14 protein-coding genes are annotated in these 13,872 nt (G+C 59.7%); 8 read left to right on the top strand and 6 right to left on the bottom strand.

The window, feature by feature from the left end:
- Positions 1-34: 34 nt before the first annotated feature.
- The 8 genes from PK789_RS02080 (at position 35) to PK789_RS02115 (ending at position 6,990) form a co-directional block, all read left to right on the top strand.
- A complete protein-coding gene (locus tag PK789_RS02080) occupies positions 35-421 on the top strand; it encodes a diacylglycerol kinase (protein ID WP_324306684.1) in 387 nt (128 codons plus the stop codon).
- Positions 422-436: 15 nt separating this feature from the next.
- Positions 437-1,186, top strand: a complete 750-nt coding sequence (locus PK789_RS02085; RefSeq protein ID WP_324306686.1) for a TerC family protein — start codon at positions 437-439, stop codon at positions 1,184-1,186.
- A gap of 37 nt (positions 1,187-1,223) precedes the next feature.
- On the top strand, positions 1,224-2,105 hold the full coding sequence (gene lgt / locus PK789_RS02090) for a prolipoprotein diacylglyceryl transferase (protein ID WP_324306687.1): 882 nt from the start codon (positions 1,224-1,226) through the stop codon (positions 2,103-2,105).
- Complete coding sequence (locus PK789_RS02095) at positions 2,105-2,899, top strand: thymidylate synthase (RefSeq protein WP_324306688.1); 795 nt, start codon at positions 2,105-2,107, stop codon at positions 2,897-2,899. Before lgt ends, PK789_RS02095 begins: the two co-directional genes overlap by 1 nt.
- Before the next feature lie 44 nt (positions 2,900-2,943).
- Positions 2,944-4,002 (top strand): glycosyltransferase family 2 protein, encoded by a 1,059-nt coding sequence (locus tag PK789_RS02100; RefSeq protein WP_324306689.1) that lies wholly within the window; start codon positions 2,944-2,946, stop codon positions 4,000-4,002.
- A complete protein-coding gene (locus tag PK789_RS02105) occupies positions 3,999-5,558 on the top strand; it encodes an ArnT family glycosyltransferase (protein WP_324306690.1) in 1,560 nt (519 codons plus the stop codon). Before PK789_RS02100 ends, PK789_RS02105 begins: the two co-directional genes overlap by 4 nt.
- A complete protein-coding gene (locus PK789_RS02110) occupies positions 5,555-6,418 on the top strand; it encodes a ChbG/HpnK family deacetylase (protein WP_324306692.1) in 864 nt (287 codons plus the stop codon). Before PK789_RS02105 ends, PK789_RS02110 begins: the two co-directional genes overlap by 4 nt.
- 74 nt (positions 6,419-6,492) lie before the next feature.
- On the top strand, positions 6,493-6,990 hold the full coding sequence (locus tag PK789_RS02115; protein WP_324306693.1) for a dihydrofolate reductase: 498 nt from the start codon (positions 6,493-6,495) through the stop codon (positions 6,988-6,990).
- Here PK789_RS02115 and PK789_RS02120 read toward each other — a convergent pair.
- Genes PK789_RS02120 through lptD form a run of 6 tightly spaced genes read right to left on the bottom strand, consistent with a single transcriptional unit; the run spans position 6,987 to position 13,844 of the window.
- Positions 6,987-7,892, bottom strand: coding sequence for a symmetrical bis(5'-nucleosyl)-tetraphosphatase (locus PK789_RS02120; protein WP_324306694.1), 906 nt, complete (start codon positions 7,890-7,892; stop codon positions 6,987-6,989). The genes PK789_RS02115 and PK789_RS02120 overlap by 4 nt on opposite strands.
- A gap of 12 nt (positions 7,893-7,904) precedes the next feature.
- On the bottom strand, positions 7,905-8,285 hold the full coding sequence (gene apaG / locus PK789_RS02125) for a Co2+/Mg2+ efflux facilitator ApaG/CorD (RefSeq protein ID WP_324306696.1): 381 nt from the start codon (positions 8,283-8,285) through the stop codon (positions 7,905-7,907).
- Between the two features lie 54 nt (positions 8,286-8,339).
- Positions 8,340-9,143 carry a 16S rRNA (adenine(1518)-N(6)/adenine(1519)-N(6))-dimethyltransferase RsmA gene (rsmA, locus tag PK789_RS02130; protein ID WP_324306698.1) on the bottom strand — a complete coding sequence of 268 codons (804 nt, stop codon included), beginning with the start codon at positions 9,141-9,143 and terminating at the stop codon, positions 8,340-8,342.
- Entirely contained in the window at positions 9,140-10,117 is a 978-nt protein-coding gene (pdxA, locus tag PK789_RS02135; RefSeq protein WP_324306699.1) for a 4-hydroxythreonine-4-phosphate dehydrogenase PdxA, read from the bottom strand. The genes rsmA and pdxA overlap by 4 nt, the downstream gene beginning before the upstream one ends.
- Positions 10,118-10,122: 5 nt before the next feature.
- A complete protein-coding gene (locus tag PK789_RS02140; RefSeq protein WP_324306700.1) occupies positions 10,123-11,547 on the bottom strand; it encodes a peptidylprolyl isomerase in 1,425 nt (474 codons plus the stop codon).
- On the bottom strand, positions 11,544-13,844 hold the full coding sequence (gene lptD / locus PK789_RS02145; protein WP_324306701.1) for an LPS assembly protein LptD: 2,301 nt from the start codon (positions 13,842-13,844) through the stop codon (positions 11,544-11,546). The genes PK789_RS02140 and lptD overlap by 4 nt, the downstream gene beginning before the upstream one ends.
- Positions 13,845-13,872 lie beyond the last annotated feature (28 nt).

Genomic DNA, 13,872 nt, shown 5'->3' on the forward strand with positions numbered 1-13,872 from the left:
ATTGCCCCGTCCTTCCGCGTTTGCGAGCTCGCACGTGGCTGATCTGTATGGGCACCTGCCGCGTGGACCGGCAGGCGTGCTGCGGGCGGCAAAATGGTCGCTGTTGGGGCTACGCGCGGCGTGGTTGCACGAATCCTCCTTTCGCCTTGAAGTCTGCGTGTTCGCCGTACTTGGCCCTTTGGGTTGGTACTTGGGCGGCAGCGGTATCGAGCGTGTGCTACTGATTGGAAGCTGCATGCTGGTCATGGCAATGGAGTTGATGAACTCTTCGATGGAAGCTGTTATCGAGCGGTTCGGAGCCGAGCGGCATGAGTTGGCCGGGCGTGCCAAAGACATGGGCTCGGCGGCGGTCTTTGTATTGATGATGAATGTCGTGCTGGTGTGGGCCGTATTGCTGGGCCCACGCTGGTTGCACGGCTAACACGACGAGAATCGAATGGACCTGAGCTTTCTGGCATCCCCCGATGCATGGCTGACCTTGGTGACCTTGAGCGCGCTGGAAATCGTGCTGGGTATCGACAACCTTGTATTCATTTCCATCGCGGTCAGCCGCTTACCCGAGCACCGCAAGCCGGCGGCACGCAAACTGGGCATCGCGGTGGCCTGCATCACCCGCATTCTGCTGCTAGTGACGCTGGCACATTTGGCACGGATGCAGAGTGATTTGTTTGCGGTGGGCGGTATGGGGGTGTCGATCCGCGACTTGGTGTTGATCGTGGGCGGCGCCTTCCTGTTGGTGAAAGGTGCATTGGAAATTCGTGACCTGATCACCGGCGGCGAAGATGAAGACCCACGCACCACCAAGACATCGGCGGTGTTTGGCGCGGTGATCGCGCAAATTGCGGTGATCGATATCGTGTTCTCACTGGACTCGGTCATTACCGCCGTGGGCATTGCCGAGCACATCCCGATCATGGTGTTTGCGATTCTGGCGGCGGTGGCCATCATGCTGCTGGCGGCCAATCCATTGGGCAAGTTCATCGACGCCAATCCCACCGTCAAAATGCTGGCCTTAGCGTTTATTTTGCTAGTCGGTGCGGTGTTGATTTTGGATGGGCTGGAAGTCCACGTACCCAAGCCTTACATCTACTTTGCGATGGCGTTTTCGGTCATGGTGGAGTGGTTCAATTTGTTGATGCGGCGTAAAGCGGCAGCACACAAAATTCCAGGTGCGGGCGAGTGGTAAGGCTTGCTGCTTTGGTTGACCAGGAACCATGATATCTATGCCATATCTGCATCAAATTGATCCGATTGCCGTGGCGATAGGGCCGCTGAAAGTCCATTGGTACGGCTTGATGTACCTGCTGGGTTTTGTGGTTGCGTTCTGGCTGGGGCGGCGTCGCGTGCGTGCCGGGCGCCTGCCCGGCGTGGATGACAACGGCTTTGGCGATTTGATGTTTTATTCGATGTTAGGCGTAGTGCTGGGTGGGCGCATCGGCTACATCCTGTTTTATGATTTTGGTGAATTTGTCAAAGACCCGTTGATGATCGTGCGGGTCTGGCAGGGCGGAATGAGCTTCCACGGTGGCTTGCTGGGGGTGCTAGCCGCCATTGCATGGTGGTCGCGCAAGCACCGTCTGCATTTTTTCGACACCGTCGATTTCATGGCCCCCTTGGTGCCGGCGGGCTTGGGCTTTGGCCGCATCGGCAACTACATTGGTGGCGAGTTGTGGGGCAAGCCCACGGCGGGTACTGCGTTTGATGGCTGGGGGGTGATCTTCCCGCGTGCATTGCCAGAACCGTTTGCATCGATGGACGCCGCCAGCCTGCGTACCTATTTTGAAAGCGGCGCACTGAACAGCTTTGCGCGGCATCCGTCGCAGTTGTATCAGGCAGCATTGGAAGGTTTACTGATGTTCTGCGTGCTGCTGTGGTTTTCCAGCAAACCACGGCCACGTTATGCAGTGTCGGGCATGTTTGCGCTGCTGTATGGCTGCTTCCGCTTTTTGGTCGAATTTGTACGTGAACCAGACGCGCAACTGGGCTATCTGGCCTTCGGCTGGGTGACGATGGGACAAGTGCTCAGCACACCCTTGATCTTACTAGGGGTGTTCTGGCTGTGGCGCTCACGTAGCACGCCTACTTTGCAACCACAGGTGCGTTGATGCAGGCTTATCTGGACTTGCTGCGGCATGTGCTGGAGCAGGGCAGCGCAAAATCTGACCGTACCGGCACGGGTACCCGTAGTGTGTTTGGCTGGCAGATGCGGTTTGATCTGACGCAGGGCTTTCCACTGGTCACCACCAAAAAATTGCACCTGCGCGCAATCATCCACGAGTTGCTGTGGTTCTTGCAGGGCAGCACCAATATCGCCTATTTGCGTGACAACAACGTCAGTATCTGGGACGAGTGGGCCGACGCCAACGGTAATCTTGGCCCGGTGTATGGCAAACAATGGCGAAGTTGGGAAGGGGCCAATGGCCAGACCATCGACCAAATCCAATGGGTGGTCGATGAAATCCAGCGCAACCCCGATTCGCGGCGCTTGCTTGTCAGTGCGTGGAATGTGGCCGACTTGCCGCAGATGGCATTGATGCCTTGCCATAGTCTGTTTCAGTTCTATGTGGCCGACGGCAAACTCAGTTGTCAGCTGTACCAGCGCAGTGGCGATATTTTTCTCGGCGTGCCGTTCAATATTGCCAGCTATGCATTGCTGACCCATATGGTGGCTCAGGTATGCGGGCTGGCGGTGGGCGATTTTGTGCACACACTGGGCGATGCACACTTGTATGCCAATCATTTCGAGCAGGCGCGCGCGCAGTTGTTGCGCACGCCACGGGCGCTGCCGCAGCTGAAATTAAATAACGAAGTGCGGGATATCTTTGCGTTCCGAATCGAGGATATCGCCATCAACGGCTACGACCCGCACCCCGCTATCAAGGCGCCGGTTGCGGTGTAACGCAAGGGTGGCATCCTCGTTCGCTCCTCCCCACGAGGTTTCGAATGCTTTCCACACAAGCTCCCGTTGCCACCGCATCGCTACCCATCTCGGTGCCGGCGAATCCCGCCGCATTGCGCCCGCTACATACGTTGTCGTGCATCGTGCCGTGTTACAACGAAGCGGAAAATCTCGAACAGTTACTGCCGCTGCTGCAAGCGCAGCTTGCGTGCCTTGCCGAGCAGTGGGAAATCATTCTGGTGGACGATGGCAGCAGCGATGCCACCGCGCAGCGCATGCCGCAATGGACACAGCACGCCGGTGTGCGTGGACTGCAGTTATCGCGCAATTTTGGCAAAGAGGCGGCGCTGACTGCCGGCTTGCAAGCCGCAGCGGGGGACGTTGTGGTGATGCTGGATGCCGACTTGCAGCATCCGCTGGCCTTACTGGATACCTTCGTGCGGCATTGGCGTGCGGGTGCCGATGTGGTGTATGCCGTGCGCGAACATCGCGATGGCGAAAGCTGGTTCAAGCGCATCGGTGCCGGTTGGTTCTATGGCATGGTCAACGGCGGGCGGTTCAAGGTGCCTGCCAATGCGGGTGATTTTCGCTTGATGGATCGCAGCGTGGTGCAGGCATTGCTGGCATTGCCGGAGCGCAATCGCTTCATGAAAGGTTTGTATGCCTGGGTGGGGTTTGAAGCTGTTGCGGTGACCTATCTGCCGGAGGAACGTGGCCACGGACACAGCCACTTCAATAAATGGCGGCTGCTGCGGTTGGCCTTGGATGGCCTCTTCGCATTTACGTTGTGGCCGCTACGCACAGTGATCATGGTCGGTTTTTTACTGGCACTGGCAGCATTCGCTTACGGTGCTTATCTGACCGCGGTGTATTTGTTGTACGGTCATACCGTGAATGGCTGGACCACGATCGTGGTGAGCCTGATGTTGTTTGCCGGCATTCAATTGGTCTCACTGGGCGTGGTGGGCGAGTACGTGGGGCGGATTTACGAAGAGACCAAGCGCAGGCCGATTTTCGTGGTTAAACGTGACTTGGGGGTTGGCCTGAAGCACACAACCTTGCCAGCGCAGGCCACACATTCCGGCACGCGGAGTGAAGCATGAGCCGCGCTGCTTACAACACGTCTTGGTCGGATGCGATCAAGATGCTGGCGATCATCGCGCTGTGGTTGGCTGCAGCCGCTTGGATGCGGCCATTGATGCACCCGGATGAGGGGCGCTATGCGACGGTGGCCTATGAAATGTTGCGCTCGGGCGACTGGCTAACACCCACCCTCAACGGCATGCCGTTTTTCCATAAACCGCCATTGTTTTATTGGCTGACAGGCGCAGCGTTAGCGGTGTTTGGGCCCAATGAATTTGCCGCACGCATGGCCTCGTTGATTGGTGCCAGCATGGGGGCTTGGGCCTTGTATCTGTTCACCCGGCATTGGTGTGGGCAAGCGTTAGCACGCCGCAGTGTGCTGGTGTTATTGGTGTTGCCCATGTTTTTTGCGGCGGCGCAATTTGCCAATTTGGACATGCTGGTGGCCGGCTGCATCACCGCGACCATCCTTGCGTTGGCGCATGCCGCACTGTGTTTTGAACAAGGCTTGGCATACCGTCGTGTGTTGTGGTTAGCCTATGTGCTGGCCGGGCTTGGGGTGTTGGCCAAGGGGCTGATCGGGTTTGTGTTGCCGGCGATGGTGATTGGGCTATGGCTGTTGCTGCGCTGGCGTTGGCGCACGCTATGGGCGTTGCTGTCGGTGCCCGGAGTGGTGCTGATGCTGGTGGTGACCGCACCGTGGTTTGTGGCGATGCAACTGCGGTTTGATGGGTTTTTGCATTACTTTTTCGTGGTGCAGCATTTCCAGCGGTTTGCAGCGACCGGCTTCAACAATGTGCAGCCATGGTGGTTCTACCCGGCGGTGTTGGTGCTGTGTAGTTTTCCGTTGGTGTTATGGCTGCGCGGCACATGTGTGCGCGGTTATTTCACCCATCAAGACACCCAAGGTGCGCTACGCATGTTGATGGGCCTGACGGTGTTGTGTGTGTTGTTGTTTTTCTCGCTGCCAAAATCGAAGTTGTTGGGCTATATCTTGCCGGCGGTGCCGGCTCTGGCATGGTGGATTGCCGATGCCAGCACCCGCACACAAGAAAGCCTTGCACGTACCCGCCGTTGGTATGTGAGTCTGGGTGCTAGCGCCTTATTGGGACTGACTGCGGTGATTGGCCTGAGTGTGGTCAAAGGGCATTCATCCAAACCGATTGGCGTGGCGTTACGCGCGCACTATCAGGCGGGCCAGCCGGTTTATATCCTCAAGGACTATCTGTATTCGGTGCCGTTTTACGCGCGCCTGCAACAACCGGTCTTCGATGTGGATGATTGGAGTGACCCAGACATCGCCCAGCGCGACACTTGGCGCAAAGAAATTGCCGATGCGGGCAGTTTTGCCCCCGCGCTGGCCAAACATCTGCTGATCTATCCGCAGGCATTGCCGGCGGCGTTGTGCGGCGGTGGTGTGGCGTGGGTGTTGGGGGATGCTGATTCGATCAAGGATTATCCGTTCTTGACGCAAGCACACACCCTGTACGCCGATCGGCAGCAAACCTTGTGGCGGGTTGATCCTAGGCAATCGGCGCAATCTGCGGCGCTGGGTTGCACAAGGCCCACGCAATGAGTGTGGGCATCGACGCGCATGCGCCACTGCGACGCATCAGTGTGTGCGTGGATGATTTTGGCTTGCACGATGGCATCAATCAGGCGGTGTTTGCCTTGCTGGCCATGGGGCGGGTGCAAGCGGTATCGGCAATGGTGGGCGGTGTTGCGTGGAAGCAGGGTGCGCGTGAGCTGCGCGGCATCGATGCGCAACAGGCCGAGGTGGGTTTGCATCTGGATCTGACTGAATGCCCCTTGCACCCGAAGTTGCGGTTTACCCATCGGCAATTACTGGTGCGTGCCAGTCTGCGGCAGTTGGATGCGCAGGCGCTGGAGGCTGAATTTCACGCACAACTGGATGCCTTCGAGCTCGCCATGGGGCGCGCACCGGTCTATGTGGATGGGCATCAGCATGTGCATCAACTGCCCATCATTCGCGATGTCTTGCTGCGCGTCATTCAGCAGCGTTACGCGCAGGCGATGCCGTGGTTGCGATCAACCCGCAGCGCGCCTCAAGCCGCGCATCTTGATCGGCGCACGCAACTCAAAAGCCACATCATCGCCGTGCTGGGGCATCACGCAATCAGCACCCGTGCCAAGGCATTGGGCCTTCAGCAAAACCGGCATCTACTTGGGGTTTATGATTTTTCTGGCGATGCTCAGGGATATGGCAAACGCATGCAGTGTTGGTTGGCGGCGGCAGCAGATGGCGACGTATTGATGTGCCACCCCGCGCTTACTGCGCCGGCGAGTGATGCCATCGCGGCGGCGCGGCAAGTGGAATATGCAGTGTTGTCCGCCGCAGCGTTCGACACGTGGTTGGCAGCGGCGAAGTTGCGTTTGCTACCGATGCGGCAGATTCTGGCCTCGCCGCAACGATAGCGGCATCGCGTCGGTGTCACCTAGATATCACCTAGACTTGCCCTGACGCCACCCGCGCACGCATGATGATAGCGATGCCTACTCTCACCCTTATCGCGGCGTTGGATCGCAATTTCGCCATTGGAAAAGGCAATGCCTTGCCGTGGCATTTGCCGGACGATTTGCACCATTTCAAAGCCCTGACTTTGAATAAACCGGTGCTAATGGGGCGCAAGACCGCGCTATCACTGGGACGGGCCTTACCCAAACGGCGCAACCTAGTGCTAACCCGCAGTGGCGAGGTGCCATTTGCGGGGATGCAGGCGGTGACCACGGTGGATGCGGCGCTGGAGATTGCGGCTGCCGACGGCAGTGACGTGCTCTGCGTGATCGGCGGTGGTGAACTCTATGCGTTGACGCTATCGCAGGCCACGCGGCTGCATCTGACCTATGTGGACACCGAGGTGGCAGGCGCGGATACGTTTTTTCCACAATTCGATACCCGCATCTGGCACGCAACCGCACGCATCCAGCACCCAGCCGATGCCGCGCATGCATTTGCGTTTTCGATGGTGACGTACACGCGCGCTTAGCGGGGCCCCGGTGGGGGGGCGTCGGGGCGACGCGCTGGCTGCGCCGGTTTGTGTTTATGGCGTTGCTTGGGCGCAGGTGCGGGCACATCGCGGCCGGGCACTTGCACCACATGCAAGCCTTCGGCATCCAATTGCAGGGCGGTAAGTTTGCCGCTCCACACCGCGCCGGTGTCGATGGCGTGGATGCCGTTGCCGATATGCAGACCCAGTGCGCTCCAATGGCCGCAGACGATATTCAGGTCGCGCGGGGCATGGCCGGGTACCGAAAACCACGGGTACAACCCCGGAAGCTGGCTGCCCGGAGCGCCTTTGTGTTCGAACGCGATACGTCCGCGCGGGCTGCAATAGCGCATGCGGGTGAAGATATTGATGATCGCGCGATCGCGCTCCATCCCTTGCAGGCGCGGTGACCATTCGGGGCCATCGCCATACATATTGCGCAGCAGGCGGCGGTAGTTGTCGCCGTGCAGGCGGGACTCAACTTCGCGCGCGTGTTTTTCAGCCAAAAAGCTTGTCCACTTCGGGGCCAAGCCGGCATGCACCATCATCCAGCCCAATGTGCGGTCCACATGGCAGAGTTTGCGCTTGCGTAACCAGCCTAGAAGTTCCGGTGCATCTTCGGCAAACAGCACGCCTTGCAAGTCAGGGTTGACCCGGCGTTGCTCGTCGGGGCTGCGTTCGGCGATGGCCAACAACGACAGATCGTGATTGCCCAACACCACGTGACTGACCTCACGCAGCGAATGCACCAAGCGCAAGGTCTCGGCGGACTGCCCACCACGGTTGACCAAGTCACCGCAAAACCACAGGCGATCACTCGCCGGATCAAAGCGAATTTTCTCCAGCAAACGCTGGGTCACGTCGTAGCAACCTTGCAGGTCGCCAATTGCCCAGACGGCCATCAGCTCACCGTCTCAGTGCAAAGTGCGCGGAATGGACAGGGTGAACGACGGGATGGGCGCGGCAAAGCGGGTGCCATCATCGGCCAGCATGTCGTAACTGCCACGCATGGTGCCGATATCGGTTTCCAGTACCGCGCCTGAGGTGTACTCAAAGCCCTCGCCGGGCCGCAGCCACGGTTGTTCACCCACCACGCCCTCACCTACCACTTCGCGGACTTTGCCGTTACCGTCGGTAATCAACCAATGGCGGCCCAACAGGCGTGCCGGGTGTTTGCCCTGATTGCGAATTTGGATGGTGTAGGTAAACACGAAACGGCCCTCTTCCGGGACCGATTGGTCATCCAGAAAATGCGCGTTGACCGCGATGTCGAACTGATAATCGTTGTTGCTCATGCCGCCATTCTAGCGGCGCGCGCCGGCTTGCGCCCATGCTTTTGTGTGGGCGGGTCAATTGGCTGCTAGCAAGTTCGCCAAACGCACGAATCCGGCCACTTCCACTTGTTCGGCACGTGCGTCTGGGCGCAGGCCAGCGGCTTCGATGTGCGCGCTGTCGGCCACACCCTGCAACGCATTGCGCAAGGTTTTACGACGCTGGCCGAAGGCGGCGCGCACCACGTTGGCAAAGCTGGGAGGGTGGGCAACGCCGATGGCCGCTTGCGGTTTTGGCACCAGCCGTACCACCGCTGAGTCCACCTTCGGTGCCGGTTTGAAGGCCCCCGGCGGCACGATGAACAGTGGCGTCACCGCGCAGTACGCTTGTAGCATCACGCTGAGGCGACCATACACCTTGCTGCCGGGACCGGCGGCCATGCGTTCGACCACTTCCTTTTGCAGCATGAAGTGCATGTCGCGGATCGCGGCGGCATGATCCAGCGCATGGAACAAAATCGGTGAGCTGAGGTTGTAGGGCAGGTTGCCGACCAAGCGGATTTGCCCATGCGCATCGCCGCGCTGCGCGGCCAGTGCGCTGAAATCCACGCCCAGCACATCGCCTTCGATCAGGTGAAGCGTGCCATGCGCTTGCGCGGCCGCTTGCAGTGGCGCGTGCAGGTCGCGGTCAAACTCGATCGCGGTCAGCGCGCCGTGTTTTTTCAGCAGCGGAAACGTCAGCGCGCCTTGTCCGGGGCCGATCTCGACGATGGCATCACCCGGCTGCGGGTTGATCGCCAGCACGATGTTGGCAATCACGCCGTGGTCGTGCAGGAAGTTCTGGCCGAGGTGCTTCTTGGCCGGTTCGGTGAACCCGCTCATCGTGCCGCTCGTCCTGTTGTGGCCAATTGCGTGCAGGTGCGGATGGCGGCGTACAGGCTGGACGGGTCGGCCTTGCCGGTGCCGGCCAGCTCCAGCGCGGTGCCGTGATCCACCGCTACGCGCGGGTAGGGCAGGCCCAGACTGATATTGACGGCGTGGGTGAAATCGGCGTGTTTGAGTACCGGCAGGCCTTGGTCGTGGTACATCGCCAGCACCGCGTCAAAGCCGCGCAGTTTGTCGGGCAGGAAGGCAGTATCGGCGGGCAGCGGGCCAATCAAGTGCATGCCTTCGCTGCGCAAGTGGTCGAGGGTGGGGATGAGGATGTCGAGTTCTTCACGGCCCAGATGGCCGTCCTCGCCCGCATGTGGGTTCAGGCCCAACACGGCAATCGTGGGCGCGGGGATACCAAACTGAGTGCGCAGCGCGGTATCGACGATGCGCAGTGTGCGCACCACGGCTTCTGGCGTGATGGCGGCGGCCACCTCACGCAAGGGCATGTGTACGGTTTGTAGCGCTACCCGCATCTGCGAGTTGGCCAGCATCATCACCACATCGCAGTCGGCTTGATCGGCCAGCAGGCCGGTCATGCCGGTAAAAGTGATGCCGCCGGCATTGATCACCGCCTTGTGCACCGGGCCGGTCACCAGACCATCCAGTTCGCCGTCGATGCAGGCGCGTGCGGCGCGGCTGATGGCGGCGATCAGCGAGGTGGTATTGGCCGGGTTGGGGTGACCAAAACGGGTGGCCACCGGGTGTGGGATGTCCACGATGGCCAGACTGCGCGGGTGATGCGGTGCTGCACCGTAGGGGTGCAGGTGCAGCGGCAGGCCAAGTGCCTGCGCCGCACGTTGCAAGCTGGCGGCATCACCAAAAATCACCAATTGCGCCGCCCAATCGTGCTGGGCGGCATGGACGACCAATTCCGGGCCAATGCCCGCAGGTTCACCCGGAAGCAGTGCAAGACGAGGTGGCATCGTACTTAAAATGCCGTGCGGCTACCCTCGGGATGGACATCCACCGGGGTCATCTTGGGGTGTTCTTTGGTGGTTTCCGGTAGTGCAGGACGAGTGGATTTGCCTTGATCATCGCGAGTATCGACGAATGCTTCGCCACGCATTTCACGTAGCCAGCGGTTCCACTCTTCTTCCAGCTTGCGCCGACCAATGGTTTCACGCACTTGGCCGCGCATGTTTTCGTCACCGGCGGCAATTTCACGGGTGCCGGTGCGCTGCACGATCACCCAGCCCGCATCGGTTTTGAACGGGGCAGAGGTCTGACCATCACTTAGTCCAGCCATCTGCATGCCAAATGCGGTGCCATAGGTATCAGCACCGACCCAACCAAGGTCACCACCGCGGCGGCGGGTGCTGGCATCGTCCGAGGCTTCCCCGGCGAGTTTGGCAAAATCGGCCCCCCCCGCCAGGCGGGCGGCCAGCGTGTCGGCCTTGGCCTTGGCGGCGGCGTCATCGGTTTTGTCATCGACTTTGATCAAGATTTGACGTGCCGAATATTGGGTGACTTTTTCGCCACCGCCTGCCGCTTGAGTACGGCTGCCCACCAATTGCAGCAATTGGAAGCCACTGGGGCCACGGATGGGGCCAATCACTTGGCCATCCTTCATTTGCGCGATGGCGGCGGCAAACGCCGGCGGGATTTCGTTCATGCTGCGCCAACCCAAGTCGCCGCCTTCCAGTGCATTGGGGCTGTCGGAATAGCGCACGGCGGCTGCCGAGAAGGTCATTTCGCCGCGCTCAACCAGACTTTTGATGCCATCCACTTTTTTCTGTGCGGTGGCGATTTGTTCCGGGGTGGCACCATCGGGGGTGCCGACCAGAATATGCGCCAGATGAAACTGCTGACTGGCTGCCGCCGAGGCATTGGCCAGCGCAGCGTCCACTTCGGCCTCGCTGACGTTGATGCGGCCTTGAGCAAAACTTTGACGCAGCTTTTGGGTGATGATTTCGTCGCGCAGATTGTTGCGGAAATCGGCAAAGCTCATGCCGTCCTTGCCGAGGCGTTCGCGCAGTTGATCGACGCTCATGCTGTTTTGCTGCGCCACACCCTGTACTGCACGTTCCAGATCCGCGTCACTGGCGGTGATGCCGGCATCGGTGGCGCGGGCAAGCTGCAAGCGCATCAGGATCAAGCGCTCCAGCACCTGCCGCTGCAACACATCTGCGGGTGGTAGTTGATTTTCTTTGCCTGCGTATTGGGAACGAATATTGGCAACTGCGCGATCAAGCTCGCTGCGCAAAATCACGTCTTCGTTGACCACTGCGGCAATGCGATCCACTGGCTGTGGCGTTGCGTAGTCCTGTGCCTGCGCGCCGGATACGAACAGTAATGCCGGCAATAAAGCCGCCAGCAGGGGACGGGGGGCGCACAAGCGATAGCTGGAGGTCATGGAATTTTCGTATTGTCCTGCGTGGATGGCTGGCCCGTGGCGATCTGCGGTGGGACCAGGTACAAATCATCGCGATTGTAGCCGAGGATGGCCCGGCGCAAGGCACGCTGGGTATCTTGCCCGGCCGAACCCAGCCCTTTCAGTTCGATTTCAAACATCAAGGTGTTGCCGAGGTCGCCCATGCGATTTTGCACGTAGCGGCGGGCCACAACCCGAACGGCGACACAACAGCTATCCCACTGCACGCCGGCGAGGCTTTCCAGGGTCTTGCTGTCGCGCAGGGAATAGTATTGCCGGCCAACGATGCTCCAGCGTTCGTTGATGGGGTACAGGAACGAGGCGTCGATTTGTTCCAGCAGGGCACGGCGATAGCGGTAGCTCAGGTTGAACACGCCTTCATTGGGCAGCAGGTAACGGGCACGCACGCTGGCCAGATCGGTGCGGTTGAACTTGGGGTCGCGTTGGTAGGAGGCACCAATCGTCCAGCGGTCGGTGGGGGCGTAGTTGGCATCCACGACCCAAGCCGAGCGGCCTTCTTGGGTGATGGGCTCGTTTGGCAGACGCACCCGCGAGTCTTCGAAATAGCGGATCTGGCCAAGGCTAAGCGAGAGTCGCTCGTGGCCGTCGGACTGACGAATCATGCGGGTGCTGATGGCCAAGGTGAGCTGATTGGCATCGGCTTGGCGGTCGGCACCGGAATAGCGATTGTCGCGGAACAGCTGGTTCCAGCTGAAGGTCAGTGGCTGGGTATCGAACACCGGCATGTTGGACTGGTTGACGTAGGGCACATTCAAATAGAACAGCCGTGGCTCGATGGTTTGCAAATAATCTTTGCCTTTGACCTGCATGTCGCGGTCAAAGAACAGGCCAGTGTCAAGGCTGAAAATCGACTGCCCGCGTGATGGCGAATTGCCACCCAAGGTCTGCCCCAGCGCGTGATCTAGCGAATAGCCAGTGACGCGATAGGCCAAGGTGGGGCGCAAGAACCACGCGTCGCCTTCCAGTGGCGCGCTGATCCACGGTTTGATATCCAGCCGCGAGCCTGCGGCATACACCGGGTGATGAAACTTCACCGCCTCTGCATCAACACCAAATTGCAGTGTGCTGGTCAGGTGGCGTTCCCAACTGACGAAGGCACGTGGCAAACGGTCGTAGGGCAGGATGCTGTCACTGAGGGTGAAGTCAGCCAGTTGCCAATGATCTGCACTGATGCCGGCGGTCCATTCCATGCCGCGTCCATACACGCCGATGGCGCTGTAGGAAGTGGCCTGTGAGAGGCCATCGATATTGTTGTTGAAGTCTTCGAAATAGTACGGGTCGCTGATCCAATTGACGTCGGCACGTGCCTGCCAGTTGGGCGATAGATCTTGCACGCCTTCGAAATGTGCCAGTCCTCGGCTGCGCTTACGCAGCTTGTCATCGGGCATCCACAGCGCGTCCAATTCGCCGTGGCCGGTTTCATTGAGATAACGGAATTGCCCACCCATCGCCGCGCCGCGCTTACTCATCCAGCGCGGCATCAAGGTGGCGTCATAGTTGGGGGCAAGGTTCAGGTAAATGGGTTGCCGATAATCAAACCCATTGCGGCTGGAATTGGACATCGACGGCAACAGCAAGCCGGTGCGGCGGTCATCATTGGTGGGGAACATGAACCACGGCAAATACAGCACGGGTACTTTGCCTACGCGCAATGTGGCACCGTGCGCCACCGCCATATTGGTGCTGGTGTTGATGTCGATTTTTTTGGCGCTTAATTCCCAATGCCGTTCTTCGGGCGGGCACGTGGAGTAGGTGGCACCGTACAGGCTGCCAATATCGCCAGTCATGCTCAGGCTGTGCGCCTTGCCATTGCCGCGTCGCGACAGCAGTTGGTATTCCAAGTCCTGCATGCTGTGGGTGTCGGAATTTTGATCCCCTTCGGCACGCGCGGCGCGCATGCGCAGGCCGGATGCTTGGTAACGCACGCTTCCTTCGGCGTTGTAGCGGTTCTGAGCCTTGTCGAAGGTCAGCTGGTCGGCACCCATGAATTGGTCGCCACGGCGCATGGTGACATTGCCATTGAACATCGGGTTGGCTTCGGTGCCTGACAGCAAATCGCCTTCGATATCGGTGGGGCGATGATTGTTGTCGAGCAGATTCAGCCCTTCGGGGGCTTTCTGGGCATCTTCAAATGCTGGCACTGCATCCACCACCGGGCACAATTTGTACGATGGCGTGGATTTGCCGTCGGCAGCATGCGCCTGTAGCGAAAGAGTGATGCACAAGGACAAGGGGAGCAGGCGCAGGACTGGGCGCACGGGCGATCCGGAAACGAAAAACGGGTGA

Origin of the sequence: Thermomonas sp. (assembly GCF_035369645.1) — a bacterium.
Lineage (GTDB): Bacteria > Pseudomonadota > Gammaproteobacteria > Xanthomonadales > Xanthomonadaceae > Thermomonas.

What these genes read in the sequence shown, in the direction of transcription:
- apaG (WP_324306696.1), bottom strand. Translation starts at nt 8,285, where the DNA reads ATGAGCAACAACGATTATCAGTTCGACATCGCGGTCAACGCGCATTTT.
- PK789_RS02085 (WP_324306686.1), top strand. Translation starts at nt 437, where the DNA reads ATGGACCTGAGCTTTCTGGCATCCCCCGATGCATGGCTGACCTTGGTG.
- pdxA (WP_324306699.1), bottom strand. Translation starts at nt 10,117, where the DNA reads ATGCCACCTCGTCTTGCACTGCTTCCGGGTGAACCTGCGGGCATTGGC.
- PK789_RS02115 (WP_324306693.1), top strand. Translation starts at nt 6,493, where the DNA reads ATGCCTACTCTCACCCTTATCGCGGCGTTGGATCGCAATTTCGCCATT.
- rsmA (WP_324306698.1), bottom strand. Translation starts at nt 9,143, where the DNA reads ATGAGCGGGTTCACCGAACCGGCCAAGAAGCACCTCGGCCAGAACTTC.
- PK789_RS02100 (WP_324306689.1), top strand. Translation starts at nt 2,944, where the DNA reads ATGCTTTCCACACAAGCTCCCGTTGCCACCGCATCGCTACCCATCTCG.
- PK789_RS02140 (WP_324306700.1), bottom strand. Translation starts at nt 11,547, where the DNA reads ATGACCTCCAGCTATCGCTTGTGCGCCCCCCGTCCCCTGCTGGCGGCT.
- lgt (WP_324306687.1), top strand. Translation starts at nt 1,224, where the DNA reads ATGCCATATCTGCATCAAATTGATCCGATTGCCGTGGCGATAGGGCCG.
- PK789_RS02120 (WP_324306694.1), bottom strand. Translation starts at nt 7,892, where the DNA reads ATGGCCGTCTGGGCAATTGGCGACCTGCAAGGTTGCTACGACGTGACC.
- PK789_RS02105 (WP_324306690.1), top strand. Translation starts at nt 3,999, where the DNA reads ATGAGCCGCGCTGCTTACAACACGTCTTGGTCGGATGCGATCAAGATG.
- PK789_RS02110 (WP_324306692.1), top strand. Translation starts at nt 5,555, where the DNA reads ATGAGTGTGGGCATCGACGCGCATGCGCCACTGCGACGCATCAGTGTG.
- PK789_RS02095 (WP_324306688.1), top strand. Translation starts at nt 2,105, where the DNA reads ATGCAGGCTTATCTGGACTTGCTGCGGCATGTGCTGGAGCAGGGCAGC.